The following is an 18,604-nucleotide window of genomic DNA, read 5'->3' as shown; positions in this document are numbered from 1 at the left end:
ATGCCCCTGCTCGACGTCGACAATCTGACCATCCAGATCCCCACCGAGGCCGGACTGCTGAACGCCGTCAACGGAGTGTCCTTCACGCTGGAGCGCGGCGAGACGCTGGCCATCGTCGGGGAGAGCGGGTCGGGCAAGTCGCTGACCTCGCTGGCCCTGATGGACCTGCTGCCGTCCAGGGCGGTGCGCAAGGCGCGCTCCATGCGCTTCGACGGCATCGACCTGATGGCGGTCGGCCAACGCAAGATGGAGGATCTGCGCGGCGACCGCATGGCGATGATCTTCCAGGAGCCGATGACCTCGCTGAACCCGGCCTACACCGTCGGCGACCAGCTGATCGAGGCGCTGCGGCGTCATCGTCCGGTCAGCCGGGCGGTGGCACGGGAGCGGGCGGTGCATCTGCTGGAGCGGGTCGGCATCACCGCCGCCGCCTCCCGCCTCGGGCAATATCCGCACCAGCTGTCGGGCGGCCTGCGCCAGCGGGTGATGATCGCCATGGGGCTGATGTGCGAACCGGATCTGATCATCGCCGACGAGCCGACCACCGCGCTGGACGTGACGATCCAGGCGCAGATCCTGATGCTGCTGCGCGACATCCAGCGCGAGTTCGGCATGGGGCTGATCCTGGTCACCCATGATCTGGGCGTGGTCGCCCGCGTCGCCACCAAGGTGGCGGTGATGTATGCCGGCCGGCTGGTGGAGACCGGCCCGGTGGAGGCGGTGTTCGGCGCCCCCAGCCACCCCTACACCCAGGGCCTGCTGCGGGCAATCCCGGTCCCCGGCCGCACCCGGCCGGGCGAGCCGCTGGGCACAATTCCGGGGCAGGTGCCGAACCTGATCGGACCGCTGGCCGGCTGCGCCTTCCGCAACCGCTGCGAACACGCCACCGACGCCTGCGCCGCCGCCATTCCGGAGCGGGATCTCGGCCCCGGCCATCGCATGGCCTGCGTGCTCGACCCCGTCGCCACTGCAGCTTAACCGCCTTCTTTTGACCGGAGACCGAAATGACCGTTCCGGTGCTCGAACTCGAAAACGTCACCAAGATCTATCCGGTATCGCAGGGGATGTTCAAACCCAGGGCAATGCTGACCGCCGTCGGCGGGGTGTCGCTGAGCGTCGCCCGCGGCGAGGTGCATGCGCTGGTCGGCGAAAGCGGATCCGGCAAATCGACGCTGGCGAAGATGCTGCTGGGGCTGACCAAGCCGACCGCCGGCGAGATCCGCATCGACGGCGTCCCCATCGCCAAGACCGACCGGCGGGAGGTGGCGCGGCGCATCCAGCCGGTGTTCCAGGATCCCTATTCCTCGCTGAATCCCCGCAAGTCGGTCGCCGACCTGATCGCCCTGCCGCTGGTCGCCCACCGCATCGGCACGTCCGAAAGCCGGCAGAAGATGGTGGCGGCGATGCTGGACGCGGTGGGGCTGCCGCGCCGGATGATCGACGCCTATCCCGGCCAGATGTCTGGCGGCCAGCGCCAGCGCGTCGCCATCGCCCGCGCGCTGGTGATGAAGCCCGATGTGCTGATCTGCGACGAGCCGACCTCGGCGCTCGACGTGTCGGTGCAGGCGCAGATCCTGAACCTGCTGATGGATCTGAAGCGCGAGTTCAAGCTGACCTACTTCTTCATCAGCCACAACCTCGCGGTGGTCGAGCATCTGGCCGACCGGGTGGCGGTGATGTATCTCGGCCGCATCGTCGAGGAGCGCGGGCGCGAGGCGCTGTTCACCCACGCCAGCCATCCCTATTCCCGCGCGCTGCTCGACTGCGTGCTGACGCCCGATCCGACGCTGGGCATGCCCGACACGGTGATCGCCGGCTCCTTCCCCAACCCGATCGCGCCGCCGCCCGGCTGCGCCTTCCACCCGCGCTGTCCGCGCGCAACCGACCGCTGCCACTCCGTTGCCCCCGGCCCCGTGCCGGTCGCCGACGGCGTCGCCGCCTGCCATTACGCCAATTGACGACCCATCCCCCAGACCCGAGTTCCGCCATGACCCAACAGCCATCGCGTGACGGCGCCATTGCGCGCGCCGCCCATCATTTCGCGTCCGGCGCCTTCCTGGCCGACCTGACGCGGCGTGTCGCCATCAAGTCGGAAAGCCAGTCCTCCGACCGTGGGGCGGAACTGCATGCCTATCTGGACGGGGAGATGATCCCGTCGCTGGGCAAGCTCGGCTTCACCGGCACCATCGTGGAGAACCCGGTCGCCGGGCGCGGGCCGTTCCTGATCGCCGAACGCCACGAGGCCGACCATCTGCCGACCGTGCTGATCTATGGCCATGGCGACGTGGTGCCGGGCCATGAGGGGCGCTGGCGCGACGGCATCGACCCGTGGACGGTGACGGTCAAGGGCGACCGCTGGTACGGCCGCGGCACCGCCGACAACAAGGGCCAGCATTCCGTCAACATCGCGGCGCTCGCCCAGGTGATGGAAGAGCGCGGCGGCAGCCTGGGCTTCAACGCCAAATTCGTGATCGAGATGGGCGAGGAGGCGGGATCGCCCGGCCTGCGCGCGCTTGCCGAAAGCCATGGCGAGGCGTTGGCTGCCGACGTGCTGATCGCGTCGGACGGGCCGCGGGTGATCGCCGAGCGGCCGACGGTGTTCCTCGGCTCGCGCGGCGCCATCAATTTCGAGCTGACGGTGGATCTGCGCAAGGGCGCCCACCATTCCGGCAACTGGGGCGGGCTGCTCGCCAATCCGGGCACCATCCTAGCCAACGCCATCGCCTCGCTGATCGACGGGCAGGGGCGGATCAGGCTGGATGCGCTGAAGCCGGCCGGCATCCCGCCGGCGGTCAAGGCCGCCATCGCCGACCTGTCCGTCGGCGGCGGGCCGAACGATCCGGAGATCGACCGCGAGTGGGGCGAGCCGGGCCTGACGCCGGAGGAGCGGGTGTTCGGCTGGAACGCGCTGGAGGTGTTGGCCTTCGAGACCGGCAACCCGCGCGCGCCGGTCAATGCCGTGCCCGGCATCGCCAAGGCGACGCTGCAACTGCGCTTCGTCGTCGGCACTGATCCTACGATGGTGATCGACGCCGTGCGCGCCCATCTCGCCGCCAACGGCTTCGACCGGGTGCAGGTGATGCCCAGCCGGATGGAGGCCTTCACCGCCACCCGCCTTGACCCCAACGATCCGTGGGTGGGCTGGGCGCTGGACTCGCTGGCACGGACCACGGGCAAGAAGCCGGCGCTGCTGCCCAACCTGGGCGGCTCGATCCCCAACGACGTCTTCTCCGAGATTTTGGGGCTGCCGACCATCTGGGTGCCGCATTCCTATCCCGCCTGCTCCCAGCATGCGCCCGACGAGCATCTGCTGGCGCCGGTGGTCGAGGAGGCCCTGCGGGTGATGGCCGGGCTGTTCTGGGACCTGGGGGAGACCGGTCCCGCCATCGCCGACGCCCGCAAGGAGGCCCGCCGCGCATGACCCCGCTCGCCCAACGCGCCAGCGACTGGCTGGCGACCCGCCGCGCGGAGATGGAGGAGATGCTCCAGCGCATCGTCGACATCGATTCCGGCAGCCGCGACGGCGCCGGCATCGATGCGGTCGGCGACATCATGGCCGCGATGCTGGAGGCCGACGGCATCGCCGTGACGCGTTTCCCGAACGAGACCTACGGCGCCGTGCTGAAGGCCGACATTCCCGGCAACGACGGCGGGGCGCCGGTGTTGGTGATGGGGCACCGTGACACCGTCTATCCTAAGGGGACGGTCGCGGCCCGGCCCTTCACCCGCGACGGCGACACCGCGCGCGGGCCGGGGGTGGCCGACATGAAGGGCGGGCTGGTCGTCGACGTCTTCGTGCTGCGGGCGCTCAAGGCGGCGGGCGGCACCGGCTTTCCGCTGATCGGCCTGTTCACCGCCGACGAGGAGATCGGCTCGCCCTCCGGCCGTAAGATCATCGAGGAGGTGGCGCGCGGCGCGCGGGCCGCCTTCAATGCCGAGCCGGGGCGGGTGTCGGGCAATGTGGTCACCGCGCGCAAGGGCGGGCTGACGCTGGACATCACGGTGACCGGACGGGCGGCCCATTCCGGTGTCAACCATGCCGACGGGGCCAGCGCCATCGGCGCGCTGGCGGCGAAGATCACCGCGCTGCATGCGCTGACCGACTATGACAGCGGCATCACCACCAATGTCGGCGTCATCCGCGGCGGCCGGACCCACAACACCGTCGCCGACCATGCCGAGGCGGCGCTGGACATCCGTTTCCGTTCGGTCGAGCAACTCGACGGCATCCTGGCTCGGGTGGAGGCGATCCTGGCGGCGGAGGACGTGCCGGGCACCAGCGCGACCTACCAGCGGGGACACCTGTTCATGCCGCTGGAGGAACGGCATTCGGCCGATCTGTTCGCCCGCTACAAGGCCGCGGCGGCCGAGGTCGGATTCGAGGTGGATGGCGAGTTCACCGGCGGCTGCGCCGATTCCGGCTTCACCGGGGCGCTGGGCGTGCCCTCGCTGTGCGGGCTGGGGCCGGTCGGCGGAGCGGCGCACACGGAGCGTGAATGGTGCCGGCTCGAAACGCTGGTGCCGCGCGCCCAGGCGCTGGCGGTCACGATTGCGGGGTTGGAGAAATGAAATAATCGCCCTCTCCCGTCCCGGGAGAGGGAGGGGACCCACGAAGTGGGGAGGGTGAGGGGTGAGCCAAGGAACCGAAAGCGCATGGCCCCTTGGATCACCCCTCACCCTTCCCATGCTCCGCATGGGCCCCTTCCCTCTCCCGGGGCGGGAGAGGGAGCCTTAATTGCCCAACTTCTCAACCGTTGCGATACGTGTAGCTGTAGCCGTTCAGCGCCGGGGCGCCGCCGAGATGGGCGTAGAGGACCTTCGAGCCTTCGGGGAAATAGCCCTTCTTCACAAGGTCGATCATGCCCTGCATCGACTTGCCCTCGTACACCGGGTCGGTGATCATCGCCTCGGTGCGGGCGGCGAGGCGGATCGCCTCGTTGGTCTCGGCGCTCGGCACGCCATAGGCCGGATAGGCGTAGTCTTCGAGGATGACGATCTCGTCGTCGCGGACCTTGCGGCCGAGTTCGACCAGTTCGGCGGTGTTGTCGACGATCTGGCGGACCTGGGCGCGGGTCTGTTCCGGCGTGCCGGAGGCGTCGATGCCGATCACGCGGTCGGCGCGGTCGTCGGCGGCGAAGCCGACGATCATGCCGCCCTGGGTCGAGCCGGTCACCACGCAGACGACGATGTAGTCGAACTTGAAGCCGAGATCGGCCTCCTGCTTGCGGACCTCCTCGGCGAAGTTGACGTAGCCGAGACCGCCGTACTTGTGGACCGAGGCGCCGGCCGGGATGCCGTAGGGCTTGCCGCCGGCATCCTTCACCGACTGGATGGCGTCTTCCCAGCTGCGGCGGATGCCGATGTCGAAGCCGTCCGGAACGATGCGGCTGTCGGCGCCCATCAGGCGGGTCAGCAGGATGTTGCCGACGCGGTCATAGACGGCGTCCTCGTGCGGGACCCAGCTTTCCTGCACGACGACGCACTTCATGCCGAGCTTCGCCGCGGTCGCCGCCACCATGCGGGTGTGGTTCGACTGCACGCCGCCGATCGACACCAGCGTGTCGGCACCGGCCGCGATGGCGTCGGGGACGATGTACTCCAGCTTGCGCAGCTTGTTGCCGCCCATGGCGAGGCCGGAGTTGCAGTCGTCGCGCTTGGCGTAGATCTCGACCTTGCCGCCGAGCGCCTCGGTCAGGCGCGGCAGATGTTCGATGGGAGTCGGGCCGAAGGTGAGCGGATAACGTTCGAAGCGATCGAGGCGCAGCATGGCGGGGCTCCACTGTCTAGGTGAAGGGACGGTATCACCGCCGAAATGAAAGGTGCTCTCGAACTTCGCTGGTGAATTTCCATGAATCGCTTCTAAAATGCCATCCTGTGCGCTGACTTGTGCAAAAATCCGGGCCGAAATGAGAGAAACCACCGCCACCGATGAGCTGAGCCCGACGGATCGCAAGATTCTCCAGCATCTTCAACGGGATGGCCGGATGACGAACGCCGATCTGGCGGCGGCGGTCAATCTCAGCCCCGCCACCTGCCACCGCCACACCCAGCGCCTGTTCGCCGAAGGCTACATCCGCTCCGTCCGGGCGGAGATCGAGCCGGCGAAGGTAGACCGCGGCACGCTGGTGATGGTCGGCGTCGAACTGGACCGCTCGACCCCGGAGAGCTTCGCCGAGTTCGAGCGGGCGATCCGCAAGCTGCCCTTCGTCCTCGACTGCCATCTAGTCGCCGGGGATTTCGACTTCTTCCTGAAGATCCGGGTCAGCGACATCGCGGATTTCAACCGCCTGCACGGGCAGGAATTGATCGCGCTGCCCGGCGTACGGCAGACACGCACCTTCTTCGTCATGAAGGAAGTGATCGACAACGCCATGCTGGATTTCTGAATCCATCGGCACCTGTGGTGCAGACCACAGCGGATGGCGGATGATTGCGGCAGGATGGGTGTCTCCCCGGCTTCGGCCCTTTTCGCGGAGGAAACGCCCGATGCGCCGCCTTGCCGCCGTCATGCTCTGCCTGTCCGTCCTCGTGGCGTCTCCCGCCGCCGTCCGGCCGGCCTCCGCGTTCGAGGTGCAGTCCGGCGGCATTCCGCTGTCGGCCGCCGCGGTCTCCATGCTGGCGAACCGGGCCGGCGCCGCGCAGCCTGCCGCAAGCGGTGCCGGCGGCGCCTTTCCGCCCTGGATGGGCGGTGGCCGGAGCGAGGCGGTCGGCGTCGGGCTGCCGGGAATGAAGGGCGTCGGCTTGCCGCCGCCGGGCCGCGCAGCCGGTGCGGCTGATCGGGCAGCGATGAACGAGCAGTTGTTCGGGATCCGACGCTGAGCGGCGATGGCCGCAATGATGGGGAAGCCGGCTGCATTTCTCCGCCAATTCGGAAGAAGGCGCCGCAGAACCGGCTCGTTTCAAACGGGATGGGATTACCCAAGAATTCGGGGGGCCCCTGCTTTGCGGCCGAAGACTAAGATGGGGGTCATCGGACAAAGGGCAATGAAGAACACAGGGGGGACATCATGCTGCGGACTGCCGTGATCGCAGTCGGCGCCCTGCTGCTTCTGCCGCTGTTTCTGGCTGGGCAGGGAATGGCTGACCGGGCGAAAGCGCCCGAAGACGCGCGTGCCTACATCCTGTGGCCTCCCAACGGGGCGGTCATCAATGGCGGAAAGCTCTGGGTGCGCATGGGGCTCCAGAACATGGGGGTGGCGCCGGCCGGCATCAGCCATGCCGACACCGGACACCATCACCTGCTGGTCGACACCGACCTGCAGAACCCGGACGAACCGATCCCCAACGACAAGCAGCACCTGCATTTCGGCGCCGGCCAGACCGAGGCGCGGCTGGAGCTTCCGCCGGGAGTCCACACGCTGCAGATGGTGCTGGGCGATGCCGACCATGTTCCGCACAACCCGCCGGTGATGTCGGACAAGGTGACCATCACCGTCCGCTGACCGGTCCCAACCGGTTCATGTCCGCCAGGGAGGGCACCATGAAGAGAGGATTCCCGAGTATCGCGACCGGTCCCGCACCGTGCGCCGCCCGTATGGCGGTGCTTTGGACGGCGCTGGCGGTCGCACCGCTGGTCTGCGCGGCGACCCCCGCGGCTGCCGAGGAAGCGTCTGCCGCGCACGGTTCAGATCACAAGGCCGATCAGAATGCCGCCCCGCAGCGGACGCCCGGCCGCAAGGATGCCTGGCTCTATATCGGCTGGCCCAACAACGGCGAGGTGGTGGGAACGCGGTTCAAGGTGTGGTTCGGGCTGCGCAACTTCGGTGTGGCACCGGCCGGCGTGCGCAAGGACGGCACCGGGCACCATCACCTGCTGGTCGACACCGACCTGCAGAACCCGGACGAGCCGATCCCCAACGACAAGCAGCACCTGCATTTCGGCAAGGGCCAGACCGAAACGATCCTGGAACTGCCGCCCGGCCGTCACACGCTGCAGCTGGTCCTGGCCGACGCCGACCATGTGCCGCACGACCCGCCGATCATGTCGAAGAAGATCACCATCACCGTCCGCGCCGACCGCGGCCAGCAGCTGTCGGAGCGGTGACGGTTCAAAGCCGCAACGCTTGAAACCGACGGCGGGGCCGGACGCACCAACCCAGAGGAGACAGCGCCGATGAGCATGGTCCGGGTCCTTGGTTCCGTCGCGGTTTCCGCCGGGCTGACGCTGGCGCTGGGCGGCTGCTTCACCTCCGGCGAGATGGCGCGGGTGGTGCAGCAGCCGAAGACCCCGGCCGTCCGCACCATCAGCAGCTTCAGCGAGGCGCTGCGCTGCATGGACAGGCTGCTGTGGACCCACGGCAAGCGCGACATCTACATCACCGCCAACGGCCTGCCCGACGCCACCGGCCGGGTGGCCGGCGGCACCAAGGAGATGCTGATCACCGCCGTCTCCCGCATGTCGGAGACCTCCAGCGCCTTCCGCTTCGTCGATTTCGAACCGGCGCTGGACGACGTCAACGCGCTCTATTGGATGATCGGGGTGCAGCCGAACTTCCGCGCGCCGTCCTATTACATCCGCGGCGCCATCACCCAGCTGGACGACAATGTGGTCAGCGAGGCGGCGGGGGCGGGGCTGTCCCTGCCCAAGCTGGACATCGGCGTGTCGGCCGATCAGGTGGTGTCGATGGTCTCGGTCGACCTGAATGTCGGGGAGCTGGTGACCCGCCAGATCATCCCCGGCATGTCGGCGTCCAACACGCTGGCCGTGGTGTCGTCGGGGCGCGGCGCGGATGCCGGCGGGGTGATCGGCAAGGCCGGCCTGTCCTTCAACATCTCGCTGAACCGGTCAGAGGGGCTGCACCAGGGCGTGCGCACGCTGGTCGAACTCAGCACCATCGAGGTGCTGGGCAAGCTGACCCGCGTGCCCTATTGGCAATGCCTGGGCATCGACCAGACCAACCCCGCCTTCATGGCGGAGGCGCGCGGCTGGTTCGACGGCATGGCGCCGGCGGAGCGCGTCACCTTCACCCAGCGCGCGCTGTCGGCGCAGGGCTATTACGACGGACCGGTCAATGGACAGCTCGACCAGCGGACCGCCGAGGCCGTCGGGCGTTTCCAGGCCGACCATGACCTGATCGCCACCGGCCGCATCGATTTCGACCTCTACCAGCGCCTGCTCGCCAAGCCGCCGGGCGAGGGCGGAGCACTGCCGGCCCGGCTGCAGAGCGTCAGCAATGCCGGCGGCGAGGGGTTGCCGCGCGCCCAGCCGTCGCCGGCCCGGCTCGACCTGCTGCTGTCGTCGGATCGCGGGCCGGCGCCGCGCTATCGCGCCGGGGAGGCGCTGGTGGTGCGGATGCAGCCGACGGCGGACGGCTTCGTCTATTGCTATTACCGCGATGCCGCCGGCACGGTGTCCCGCATCTTCCCCAACCGCTTCCAACCCGACGCCTTCGTCGAGGCCGGTCGGCAGGTGGAAGTCCCGCCCGGCGTGCAGAAGCCCTTCAACCTGCGCATGGACCGGCCGGGAGCGGAGGAGACGGTGGCCTGCGTGCTGTCCCACGACGAGATCGGCGTGCGGATCCCGGAGGCGTTCAAGAGCGAGGATCTGCAGCCCATTCCAGGCGCCGCCCTGGACGACGTCATCAACGCCTTCGCCACGGCGAAGGGAAGCGACGCCCGCGCCAAGCGGCTGACGGTGAAGGTGCTGCCCGGCACGCTGGCGCAGGGGGAGTGAGGCCCGGGCCGGTTCGGAAAAGGGGGCCGACTGTTGGCCGGCTCACAGCGCGGGGATGGGTGTGGCGCTAGAACCAGGGGCAACGCCGTTCCTTCTCCCGCCCATGGAGCCTCAAATGACCAAATCCACTTTGTCCCATGTTGTGGCCGCCACTTTGCCGATGCTGGCCGTCTGGGCCGGTTCGGCGTCCGCCCAGACGGTGGAGGGCTCCGGCCAGTCGAAGGTGATGATGTTCGACCGGCCGCCCAGCGTGGAGGAACTGCGCGAGGTGGTGGCGCCGGAACCGAAGATCCGCACCCGCAGCATCGAGATCATCGGCGGCGCGGCCGGTGCCGCCGCCAAGCGCCCGCGCCCCATCGACGAGATCAATTACGGCACGGCGCCCATGCCGGCGCCGCAGCCGGCCCCCCAGGCGGAGATGCAGCCGATCGCTCAGCCCGCTCCGCAGCCGACACCGAGCCGTCCCGCACACAGGCAGCGCCGGCAGGAGGCGCGGATGGAAGCCGCCGCCGCGCCGCAGGCCGCTGCCGAACCGCCGGCCACTGCGGAACAGGAAGCGGCACCGCAGGCTTTCGGTTTCCGTATCAACTTCGCCCTCAATTCGGCCGAGATCCCGGCGGAGTCCGCCTCCTACATCGACGCCGTCGGGGCGCTGATGAAGGAGGATCCGAACCTGGGGCTGACGGTGGAGGGCCACACCGACGCCAGCGGCAGCCTTGCCTACAACATGCTGTTGTCGCAGCGCCGCGCGGTGTCGGTGGGCGAGTATCTCGTCCGCGTCCACCAGATCGATCCCAAGCGCATCACCGTGGACGGCAAGGGGCCGAGCGAACCGCTCGCCGCCAACCCCTATGACGGCCGCAACCGGCGCGTCGAATTCAAGCCGACCCATTGAGCGGCTGCCGGAACGGAGGGGAATGCCATGAAACACGCCTTGCTCCTCGCCGTCTGTCTCGGTTTGACAGTCTTCCAGGGGGCCGACGCCACGGTGGTCCGCAAGAAGGATGGCGAAAGCTCCGGAGCGGCGAGCGGCGGCGTCGATGTCGCCCCCGCCGGCAAAAAGGTCCGCGTCCAATGCTGGCAGGACGGCCACAAGATCATCGACGAAGCGGACCTCGCCGTCGTGTCGCTCAGCATCGCCAGCCAGTTGAACGGGCTGCGCTTCCGCCGCAACGGCGCGACGGACGGGGCGGTGTCGGTGGTGACGCAGTCGCGCACCGCCTGCCTGCTCTCCCCCGATGATGGAAGAGAGCGCAGCCGCGACTGATCCGCCTCCCAACCAAGCCTCCCAACCAAAAGGTGACCATCATGTTCAAGCGATCCCTTTCCCATGCATTCGGCGCCGCCATGCTGGCGCTGGGCTGCGGCCATGCCGCCGCGGTGCGGGCGGAGGCCGTGGTCGTGTCGTCCAGCGCGCCCGGCTTCATTCAGGGCCAGCTCGTCGCCGACGGGCAGGCCTTGCGGCTCCCCGATGGGGCGAATGCCACGCTGCTGTTCGCCAACGGCCGGCTGCTGCGGCTGCGCGGCCCCTATGACGGGGTGCCCGGCGACATGACCGACAGCGCGGTTTCGGCCCGTGCCGGCCCCGGTGACGACCGCTTCATGCAGAGCGACCTGGGTGCGGCGCGCGCCATGGGGAATCCGCTGGATGCGGCGCTGGAGCGGGCGCTGACCATCGACCCGTCGGTCTCCGGCGTCCAGTGCGTCAAGGCGGGAAGCCCGCCTGCGCTGCGCCGCCCGGCGGAGCCGGGGCTGGACCGCCTGACCTTGCAGGACATGGTGAGTGGAGAGCGTGCGGCGGTCAGCTGGGCGGACGACGGTTCGGCGCCCTGGCCGCAGGCGTTGCCGCTGGCGGACGGGAGCGACATCGGCGCGCTGCGGCCGGATGGAACCCCGGTCGGCACGCTGCATGTCCGCATGGTCGGAGCGGCGGGCGGAGCGGCGCTGGCGGTGGGCATGGCCTCGGCCGGCTGCGCCGGGCAGATCGCCGCGGCGATGGCGGCCCTGCGCGACGCGATGGTGCCGCTCGACCTCTTTCTCTCGGCGGATCGCGGCGGACCCGCCTACCGGCCGGGCGAGGACATCCGCCTGCTGGTCCAGACCGACCGCGACGCCCATCTCTACTGCTATCTGCGCAATGCGCGCGCCCAGTTGATTCCGATCTTTCCGGCCGGTGCCGCCATGAGCGCCCGGGTGGCGGGCAATGTGCCGCTCAGCCTGTCGGGCGACCGCATGCCGCTGCGCGCCGGCGAGGGGCCTGCCGATCTGGAGGTGCGCTGCATCGCCGCCAGCCGCAACCTGGACGACGAGATGCCCGGCCGCGCCGCCGCCTTCCGCCCACTGTCCGAGGAGGCCGCCGTCCAGCTCGACCGCGCGGTGTCGCGCCTGCGCGAGACCGAGGTGGCCTCCGCCCAACTGTTCCTGAAGGTCCGGTGAGGGGCGCATGGACGGCGCGCCGGCGACTCCCCGGTCAAGTCCGCAGGCTTCCCTTATCGCCGAGCCGGCGGTGCGGGACCGCCCGGCCCCCGGGCGGCACCGCTGGCTGGCCCTTGCCATCGTGCTGGGCAGCGCCCTGCTGGCGCTCGCCGCCGTACGGCTGGTGCCGCCGCTGCGCACCGCCGACGAGAGCCTGGGCGACCGGCTGATCGCCACCGCCGCTCCGATCCAGCCGCAGCATCCGGGCATCGCGCTGGTGCTGTTCGGGGAGGACAGCTTCGCCGGGCTGGCCTGCCGGTCGCCGGTGGATCGCGGCATGCTGGCCGACATCATCGGCGTGCTGGCGGCGGCCCGGGTCCGCGCCATCGGCATCGACGTGCTGTTCGACCAGCCGACCTTGCCGGCCTTGGACGAGCGGCTGCGCCGCGCCATGCTGGGCGCGTCGGTCCCGGTCGTGGCGATCACCGCACTGGACCAGACGCCGCTGACCGAGCGGCAGCGCCGCTTCCTCGGCGAGTTCACCGACGGGCTGCCGCGCGGCCATGCCAATCTGGCGAAGGACAGGCTCGACGCCGCCGTGCGCTGGCACGTTCCCTTCGGCGGCGACGGCACGCCCAGCCTGCCGGTGCAGCTCGCCCGCCTCGGCGGCGCGTCCGGGGTTCCGGCGGAGCCGTTCCGCATCGACTGGCACGGCCGGCCCGACGGCGCCACCACCCCGTTCCCGATCTATCCCGCCGAGACGGTCGCCGTTCTGCCGACGAGCTGGCTGACCGGGCGGACGGTGCTGGTGGGCACGGCGCTGGCCGGCATCGACCAGCACCGCACGCCGTTGTCGTCCGCCGGTGCCTCGACGCCGGGCGTGGAGATCGAGGCGCATGTGCTGGCCCAACTGCTGGACGGGCGGAGCAGCCCGCGCCTTCCCGTCGCCGGGGAGGCGGCGCTGGCGCTGCTGATGGCGGCGGCCGGTGTGGCGCTGGCGATGGCCGGGCTGCCGCTGGGGCTGCTGGCGGCGGCGGGGCTGCTGGTTCCGGCGGGGGCCTGGGCCGGTTCGGCGGCGCTGTTCGCCGCAGGCGGGCCGCTGGTGCCGCTGGTGGCGCCGTCGCTGGCCTGGGGTGCCGGCATCGCCGCCATGACCGTGCAGATGTCGCTGCGCGAGCGGGCCGACCGGCGCGTCATGATGCAGCTGTTCGCCAACCATGTCTCCCAGCCGGTGGCGGAGGAGATCTGGCGGGAGCGCGCGACCTTCATGGCCGGCAACCGCCCGCGCCCGCAGCAGCTGACCGCCACCGTGCTGTTCTCCGACATCGAAGGCTTCACCACCATCTGCGAGGCGCTGGAGCCGGAGCCGCTGATCCGCTGGCTGGAGGGCTATTTGGATGCCATGGTGCGCATCGTCACCGCCAACGACGGGGTGGTGCTGCGCTTCGTCGGCGATGCGATCCTGGCGGTCTTCGGCGCGCCGGTCGCCCGCAGTACGCAGGCGCAGATCGACGCCGACGCGGCCCGCGCCGTCCGCTGCGCCCTACAGATGGGACGGGAGCTGGAGGCGCTCAACCGCCGCTGGCAGGCGGAGGGGCTGCCGCCGGTCGGCATCCGCGTCGGCCTGCACACCGGTCCCCTGGTGGCCGGCAGCCTGGGCGGGCTGCGGCACAGCGAATATTCGCTGCTGGGCGATACCGCCAACACCGCCGCCCGGCTGGAGGCGTACGGCAAGATGGTGGACGGCCGGTCCTCCCGCCATGCCCGCATCATCGTCGGCGATCCGACCTGGCAGGCCGTATGCGACCGCTGCGAGGCACTGCCGGTGGGGGAGGTGGCGCTGAAGGGAAAGACCCGAACGGTGCGGATATGGTTGCTGATCGACGATGAGAACGCCGACGTCTGCGGGTGAAGAAAATCGGCCTTCGATTTTGATGGAGGAAGTAATCATTTCGTCATGCCACCTCCTCTTTTTCCGGAGTTAGGCAGAAGGGGCGGATTGGCATTTTCCTTGCTGATGAGTATGCTTCTTCCATCCAGGGCGGTCTGCCGGCAATTTCCGAAAATCCATCCAGCAGACAATCGTTATGCGCTGACGACACTGTACGGCGTCTCTTTGCTCGGGTACGGAGGCGGGGATGATGGGACCGGTCGGACCCTGCCGGATGCTTTTCGCGGTGCTGCTGCTCCTGCTGCTGGTCGCGGTGCCGGGCGGCTTTGCGCACGCGGCCCGTTCGGCTGGCGGCGGGCAAGGCCCGGGTACCGGCGCCGCGGCGGAAAGCCGGCTTGCGCTGGTGATCGGGGTCAGCAAATACCGCAACGCGCCGGAACTGCTGAATCCGAGCAACGACGCCCGTGCCATCGGCGAGGCGCTGCGGGCGCTGAACTTCACGGTGGACGAGGAGTACGACCTGGACGCCCGCGGCTTCGCCGTCGCCCTGCGCCGGTTCGGCATCAAGGCCTCGCAGGCCGACGTGGCGGTGATCTTCTATGCCGGGCACGGCATCCAGGTGAACGGCGTCAATTACCTGCTGCCCGCCGACGCCCAGTTGGAGCGCGAACGCGATCTGGTCTATGAGGCGATTCCGCTGAACCTGCCGATGGGGGAGCTGGCCGGGGCGCGCAAGCTCGGCATCCTCATCCTCGACGCCTGCCGCAACAATCCCTTCGTCGACCGCCTGACCCGCAGCGGGTCAAACCGCAATCAGGCCCATCCCGGCTTCGGCAGCGTCGAAGACACGCCGAGCGACACGCTGGTGGCGATGGCGACCCGCGCCGACCAGCTTGCGGAGGACGGCACCGGCGACCACAGCCCCTTCAGCGCGGCGCTGCTCCAGCATCTCCAGGCGCCGGGGCTGGAGCTGAGCCTGTTCTTCCGCAATGTGCGCGATACGGTGAAGCAGGCCACCAACGGCCGGCAGGAGCCCTTCGTCTACGGCTCGCTCGGCGCCACGCCCTTCTACTTCAACCCGCGCCCGCCCAACCGGCCGCCGGTGCTGGGCGAGTTGCGGGTGCTGACCGTGCTGGACCGCGCCGGGCCGGAGCCGCTGGGGGCCGGCAAGCCGACCGACCCCGACGACGACCAGATGTACGCCCGCATCACCGGCCTGCCGCGCGGCGGCACCGTCCGCGTCGGCGAGCGCAGCGTGCTGATCGGCGACTATCTGACGGTGGAGCAACTGGCGGCCACCAGCTTCAAGCCCGACGGCAGCTTCCGCGGCGAGGCCGGCGCCTTCGAGTTCCTGGTTGCCGACGGCCGCGGCGGCATGGTCACCGGCACCATCCCGGTCACCATCAAGCCGAGCAACCAGCCGCCGGCCGTGGTGGCGGAACGCAAGCTGCGCGTCGCCGGCAACCCGATGGGGATCGATGCCCCGGCCGATCCGGACGGCGATCCGCTGACCGTCACCGTCACCGCCGTGCCGGAGCGCGGCAGCGTCCATGACGGTGCGGCGGTGGTGAAGCCGGGCGACCGGCTGACCGTCCAGGCGCTGACCGCGCTGACCTTCGACCCGGAGGCCGCGGCCCCCGGACCGGCCGGAGCCCTGCGCTACAGCGTCGATGACGGGCGCGGCGGCTCCGCAACGGCGAGCGTCAGCGTGGAGATCGCCCCGCCGGGCATACCGCCGGTGGCGGAGTTGGAGGACAGCCTGTGGAAGCGCATCCAGTCCAGCAAGGAGCCCGGTGATTATCAGGCATTCCTGCAGCTGTTCGGCGGCAGCGGCTACGCCCCCATTGCCCGCCGCCAGCTGGAAACGCTGACGCTCGCCGGCAAGCGGGCGGAAGAGCCGCCTAAGACGGAGACCAAACAGGAGGCGGTATTGGGTCCCGGCCTGGAGCCGGCGGAACCCGGACGCTACACCGCCACGGTGGACAGCGTGCTGCGGGCGGCGCCGGCCAACAGTGGCGCGCGGGTCGGCCGCGTGGCGCGCGGATCGGCGGTGCAGGTGCTGGGCCGCGTGCCGGAGGGAGGGTGGTACCGGGTCGCTCTGGAGGACGGCACCCAGGGTTTCGTCGCCGCGGGCCTGTTGAAGCACGAACCACTGCCGACACCCCCGGCGGCACCGCCGGTGGTGGAGGCCGCACCGCAGCCGTCACCGCCCGAGCCCTCCAAGGCCGAGCCGCAGGTGGCGGCGGCTACGGCGCCGGCTCCTGCACCGGCACAGGGCAACGGGACGGCGCGCAACCATGGCAATGGCAACAGCTTCCAGGATTGTCCGACCTGTCCGGTGCTGGTGCGGGTGCCGGCCGGCAACTTCATGATGGGGAACGACAGGGGCGACCCGTCGGAGCGACCGGTCCACCGCGTCACCATCGGCAAGCCCTTCGCGCTCGGCATGTATGAGGTGACGGTCGGCGAATGGCGCGCCTGCATCCAGGAGGGCGGCTGCACCGGCATGCCCCGCATGGTCAACCCCGCCGACGGCACGCCGGTCCATAATCTGCATTGGCAGGATGCCCAGGCCTATGTGGCATGGCTCAGCCGCAAGACCGGACAGCGCTATCGCCTGCCGAGCGAGGCGGAATGGGAATTTGCCGCGCGTGCCGGTACCACGGCACCCTACTGGTGGGGCGGGGAAGGCGGCGTCCACGCCGACTGCGACGATTGCGGCGGCGCGCACGAACACCTGACCCCGATCGCGGCCGGCAGCTATAAGGCGAACCCTTTCGGCCTGCACGACATGAACGGCAGCGTGGCGGAATGGGTCGAGGATTGCTGGAACCGGAACTATCACGGCGCGCCGGACGACGGCAGCGCCTGGACCCGCGGCGATTGCCGCAAGCGGGTGCTGCGCGGCGGCTCCTGGCGCGACCGGCTGGAGGCGATCAACGGCACGGTGCGCAACAGCTACGACATCGACGTGCGCTATCTCACCAACGGCTTCCGGGTGGCGCGCGAGGTGAACTGACGATCCTGCTCAGCGCTGGATGGTGACGGTCGTCTGCGTCGCGCGGTTGCGCGTGCCGACCGCGGTGTTGGTCACGGTGTTCACGTTGTTGAACTGCACACCGCCATTGGCCAGCGCCGTGGGCAGATGCGGCAGCGGCCCGGCCGTGCGCATCAGCAGGTCCAACGTCGAGGGGCCGGCGGGCTGGGCGGCCGGATCGGGCGCCGGGGCCGGTTCGGGCGCAGGCGGGGCGGGGGCGGCGGTCTCCACCGGGCCGGCGCTGCCGTCGCCGAGCTGCTGCTGGCTGATGTTGCCGTCGCCGAAGGCGAAGTTCAGCGCGCTGTTGAAGTTGTTCACGATGAAGGGCGCGTCGATGAAGGTGAAGCCCGGGTCGGGCTGCACCGGCGGCTGGCGGCTGGCGGCCAGCGGTTGTCCCTTGTTGAAGCCGGCGAGATAGCCGGCGTCGCCGCGGATGCGGGTGATCGCCTGCTGGTTCACGGAAGACCGGCGGACCGACGGGTTGGTCACCATCGCGCCGGGGGGCGCGCCGCGGGGTGTCGGGTTCACCGACACCGGCAGGCGCGGCGCCTGGGAGAAGGCCTGCGCCATCGCGGCGCCGGGGATCGGGCCGGGTGGAAAGGCGATGCCGCCGGTGACCTGGGCTGCGGCCGTCCCGGCGGTCAGCAACAGGGCGGCGACCGTGGGAAGAAAAGCTGTACGGGGCGACATGGTCATGGGCTCCCTCGGGGCTGGCGGCCGGGTGTGGGGAGCAGAATAGGCGGAGGCCGATGCGGGCGCTGTGGCGCGGCTCACAGAACAGCGTCGATGGGGCGTCTCAGCCGCAGGAGTCGCCGATCTCGTCCAGCGCGCGGCTATCGCGGATGACGATATGGCCGGCATCCATCTCGATCACGCCGGCGCGCTGCCATTCGTTCAGCAGCTTGTTGACGCTCTCCCGCGAGACGCCGACGAGGCAGCCGAGCTGCTGCTGCGACAACTTGATGTCCAGCCGCAGCCCCTGCGGTCCCGGCTTGCCGAAGGCATCGCCCAGCCGTTTCAGCGCGCGGGCGAAGCGGGAGGACGCTTCGAGGAACAGCGTGTCCTCCAGATGCTCGCTGGTCGTGCGCAGCCGCTTGCACAGCACGCCGATGATGCGGAAGGCGAGATCCGGCCTTGCGGTCAGCACCGGCATCAGTTGCGACCGGTCGAGGACCAGCAGGTCGGTCTCCTCCAGCGCAACCGCGTCGGCGGTGCGCGGCTCGCCGTCCAGCAGCGCGATCTCGCCGAACAGGCCGCCCTTGTTGATGATGCTCAGCACCAGCTCCTTGCCGTCCATCGAATGGCAGCAGATCTTCACCCGGCCGCGGATGACCGCCATCATGCTGTCGCCCGGATCGCCCTTCTGGAAGATCATGGCGCCGCGCGGGTGGTGGGACAGCCGGGCGCTGTTGGCCAGACGCTGCCGTTCCTCCCGCTCCAGATGCTTGAGCAGGAAATGCCCGGCGAGGACGAGATCCTTGTCGAAGTTGATCCGTATCGCAGTCATGGCCGCCACCCTTCTGGCTGACATCGTGGCTGAAATCGCGGGCCGCTTCTCCAGCCAGGGAATGGTACGCCGGCAACCGGG

General features: G+C 69.8%; 17 protein-coding genes. 14 read left to right on the top strand and 3 right to left on the bottom strand.

Annotated features, from left to right (window positions below; all coding sequences use genetic code 11):
• The 4 genes from B9N97_RS01530 to B9N97_RS01515 are packed head-to-tail and all read left to right on the top strand — an operon-like array spanning position 1 to position 4,569.
• Positions 1–978, top strand: a complete 978-nt coding sequence (locus tag B9N97_RS01530) for an ABC transporter ATP-binding protein (protein ID WP_085082628.1) — start codon at positions 1–3, stop codon at positions 976–978.
• A gap of 26 nt (positions 979–1,004) precedes the next feature.
• A complete protein-coding gene (locus B9N97_RS01525) occupies positions 1,005–1,958 on the top strand; it encodes an ABC transporter ATP-binding protein (protein WP_085082626.1) in 954 nt (317 codons plus the stop codon).
• 29 nt (positions 1,959–1,987) lie between these two features.
• Complete coding sequence (locus B9N97_RS01520; protein WP_085082624.1) at positions 1,988–3,421, top strand: M20 family metallopeptidase; 1,434 nt, start codon at positions 1,988–1,990, stop codon at positions 3,419–3,421.
• Positions 3,418–4,569, top strand: a complete 1,152-nt coding sequence (locus B9N97_RS01515; protein ID WP_085082622.1) for a M20 family metallopeptidase — start codon at positions 3,418–3,420, stop codon at positions 4,567–4,569. The genes B9N97_RS01520 and B9N97_RS01515 overlap by 4 nt, the downstream gene beginning before the upstream one ends.
• A 178-nt stretch (positions 4,570–4,747) precedes the next feature.
• Here the strand turns inward: B9N97_RS01515 and B9N97_RS01510 are convergent, their stop codons facing one another.
• Positions 4,748–5,767, bottom strand: coding sequence for a 1-aminocyclopropane-1-carboxylate deaminase (locus B9N97_RS01510; protein ID WP_085082620.1), 1,020 nt, complete (start codon positions 5,765–5,767; stop codon positions 4,748–4,750).
• Between the two features lie 97 nt (positions 5,768–5,864).
• On the opposite strand from B9N97_RS01510, the gene B9N97_RS01505 reads away from it, so the two are divergent.
• The 10 genes from B9N97_RS01505 (at position 5,865) to B9N97_RS01460 (ending at position 16,998) form a co-directional block, all read left to right on the top strand.
• The gene (locus B9N97_RS01505; RefSeq protein WP_432264179.1) at positions 5,865–6,386 is read left to right on the top strand and encodes an Lrp/AsnC family transcriptional regulator; all 522 of its coding nucleotides are present in this window, start codon (positions 5,865–5,867) and stop codon (positions 6,384–6,386) included.
• 100 nt (positions 6,387–6,486) lie between these two features.
• On the top strand, positions 6,487–6,819 hold the full coding sequence (locus tag B9N97_RS01500) for a hypothetical protein (RefSeq protein ID WP_085082616.1): 333 nt from the start codon (positions 6,487–6,489) through the stop codon (positions 6,817–6,819).
• Positions 6,820–7,007: 188 nt separating this feature from the next.
• The gene (locus B9N97_RS01495; RefSeq protein WP_085082614.1) at positions 7,008–7,442 is read left to right on the top strand and encodes a DUF4399 domain-containing protein; all 435 of its coding nucleotides are present in this window, start codon (positions 7,008–7,010) and stop codon (positions 7,440–7,442) included.
• 38 nt (positions 7,443–7,480) lie between these two features.
• Positions 7,481–8,044: a DUF4399 domain-containing protein gene (locus tag B9N97_RS01490; protein ID WP_244560491.1), complete on the top strand. Its 564-nt coding sequence runs from the start codon at positions 7,481–7,483 to the stop codon at positions 8,042–8,044.
• 69 nt (positions 8,045–8,113) lie between these two features.
• A complete protein-coding gene (locus tag B9N97_RS01485) occupies positions 8,114–9,673 on the top strand; it encodes a DUF4384 domain-containing protein (RefSeq protein ID WP_085082610.1) in 1,560 nt (519 codons plus the stop codon).
• A 115-nt stretch (positions 9,674–9,788) separates the two neighbouring features.
• Positions 9,789–10,568, top strand: coding sequence for an OmpA family protein (locus B9N97_RS01480; RefSeq protein ID WP_167393162.1), 780 nt, complete (start codon positions 9,789–9,791; stop codon positions 10,566–10,568).
• Positions 10,569–10,595: 27 nt separating this feature from the next.
• A complete protein-coding gene (locus B9N97_RS01475; protein WP_085082606.1) occupies positions 10,596–10,940 on the top strand; it encodes a hypothetical protein in 345 nt (114 codons plus the stop codon).
• A gap of 41 nt (positions 10,941–10,981) precedes the next feature.
• Entirely contained in the window at positions 10,982–12,109 is a 1,128-nt protein-coding gene (locus B9N97_RS01470; RefSeq protein WP_085082604.1) for a DUF4384 domain-containing protein, read from the top strand.
• Between the two features lie 7 nt (positions 12,110–12,116).
• Positions 12,117–14,000 carry an adenylate/guanylate cyclase domain-containing protein gene (locus tag B9N97_RS01465; protein ID WP_085082602.1) on the top strand — a complete coding sequence of 628 codons (1,884 nt, stop codon included), beginning with the start codon at positions 12,117–12,119 and terminating at the stop codon, positions 13,998–14,000.
• Between the two features lie 253 nt (positions 14,001–14,253).
• Positions 14,254–16,998 (top strand): SUMF1/EgtB/PvdO family nonheme iron enzyme, encoded by a 2,745-nt coding sequence (locus B9N97_RS01460; protein WP_167393161.1) that lies wholly within the window; start codon positions 14,254–14,256, stop codon positions 16,996–16,998.
• Positions 16,999–17,007: 9 nt separating this feature from the next.
• On the opposite strand, the gene B9N97_RS01455 is transcribed toward B9N97_RS01460, so the two are convergent.
• Both B9N97_RS01455 and B9N97_RS01450 read right to left on the bottom strand, forming a co-directional pair.
• Positions 17,008–17,712 carry a hypothetical protein gene (locus B9N97_RS01455; RefSeq protein WP_085082599.1) on the bottom strand — a complete coding sequence of 235 codons (705 nt, stop codon included), beginning with the start codon at positions 17,710–17,712 and terminating at the stop codon, positions 17,008–17,010.
• A 100-nt stretch (positions 17,713–17,812) separates the two neighbouring features.
• On the bottom strand, positions 17,813–18,523 hold the full coding sequence (locus B9N97_RS01450; protein ID WP_167393160.1) for a Crp/Fnr family transcriptional regulator: 711 nt from the start codon (positions 18,521–18,523) through the stop codon (positions 17,813–17,815).
• Positions 18,524–18,604: the final 81 nt, after the last annotated feature.

The sequence above is a fragment of the Azospirillum oryzae genome, assembly GCF_900177515.1.
Classification (GTDB): Bacteria; Pseudomonadota; Alphaproteobacteria; order Azospirillales; family Azospirillaceae; genus Azospirillum; species Azospirillum oryzae_A.
This window is presented reverse-complemented; position numbering and strand designations above follow the sequence as displayed.

Bases quoted from the DNA above. Each gene is read 5' to 3' on its own strand.
- B9N97_RS01470 (WP_085082604.1), top strand. From the start codon at position 10,982: ATGTTCAAGCGATCCCTTTCCCATGCATTCGGCGCCGCCATGCTGGCG.
- B9N97_RS01520 (WP_085082624.1), top strand. From the start codon at position 1,988: ATGACCCAACAGCCATCGCGTGACGGCGCCATTGCGCGCGCCGCCCAT.
- B9N97_RS01530 (WP_085082628.1), top strand. From the start codon at position 1: ATGCCCCTGCTCGACGTCGACAATCTGACCATCCAGATCCCCACCGAG.
- B9N97_RS01525 (WP_085082626.1), top strand. From the start codon at position 1,005: ATGACCGTTCCGGTGCTCGAACTCGAAAACGTCACCAAGATCTATCCG.
- B9N97_RS01495 (WP_085082614.1), top strand. From the start codon at position 7,008: ATGCTGCGGACTGCCGTGATCGCAGTCGGCGCCCTGCTGCTTCTGCCG.
- B9N97_RS01480 (WP_167393162.1), top strand. From the start codon at position 9,789: ATGACCAAATCCACTTTGTCCCATGTTGTGGCCGCCACTTTGCCGATG.
- B9N97_RS01515 (WP_085082622.1), top strand. From the start codon at position 3,418: ATGACCCCGCTCGCCCAACGCGCCAGCGACTGGCTGGCGACCCGCCGC.
- B9N97_RS01500 (WP_085082616.1), top strand. From the start codon at position 6,487: ATGCGCCGCCTTGCCGCCGTCATGCTCTGCCTGTCCGTCCTCGTGGCG.
- B9N97_RS01485 (WP_085082610.1), top strand. From the start codon at position 8,114: ATGAGCATGGTCCGGGTCCTTGGTTCCGTCGCGGTTTCCGCCGGGCTG.
- B9N97_RS01460 (WP_167393161.1), top strand. From the start codon at position 14,254: ATGCTTTTCGCGGTGCTGCTGCTCCTGCTGCTGGTCGCGGTGCCGGGC.
- B9N97_RS01505 (WP_432264179.1), top strand. From the start codon at position 5,865: ATGCCATCCTGTGCGCTGACTTGTGCAAAAATCCGGGCCGAAATGAGA.
- B9N97_RS01490 (WP_244560491.1), top strand. From the start codon at position 7,481: ATGAAGAGAGGATTCCCGAGTATCGCGACCGGTCCCGCACCGTGCGCC.
- B9N97_RS01510 (WP_085082620.1), bottom strand. From the start codon at position 5,767: ATGCTGCGCCTCGATCGCTTCGAACGTTATCCGCTCACCTTCGGCCCG.
- B9N97_RS01465 (WP_085082602.1), top strand. From the start codon at position 12,117: ATGGACGGCGCGCCGGCGACTCCCCGGTCAAGTCCGCAGGCTTCCCTT.
- B9N97_RS01450 (WP_167393160.1), bottom strand. From the start codon at position 18,523: ATGACTGCGATACGGATCAACTTCGACAAGGATCTCGTCCTCGCCGGG.
- B9N97_RS01475 (WP_085082606.1), top strand. From the start codon at position 10,596: ATGAAACACGCCTTGCTCCTCGCCGTCTGTCTCGGTTTGACAGTCTTC.
- B9N97_RS01455 (WP_085082599.1), bottom strand. From the start codon at position 17,712: ATGACCATGTCGCCCCGTACAGCTTTTCTTCCCACGGTCGCCGCCCTG.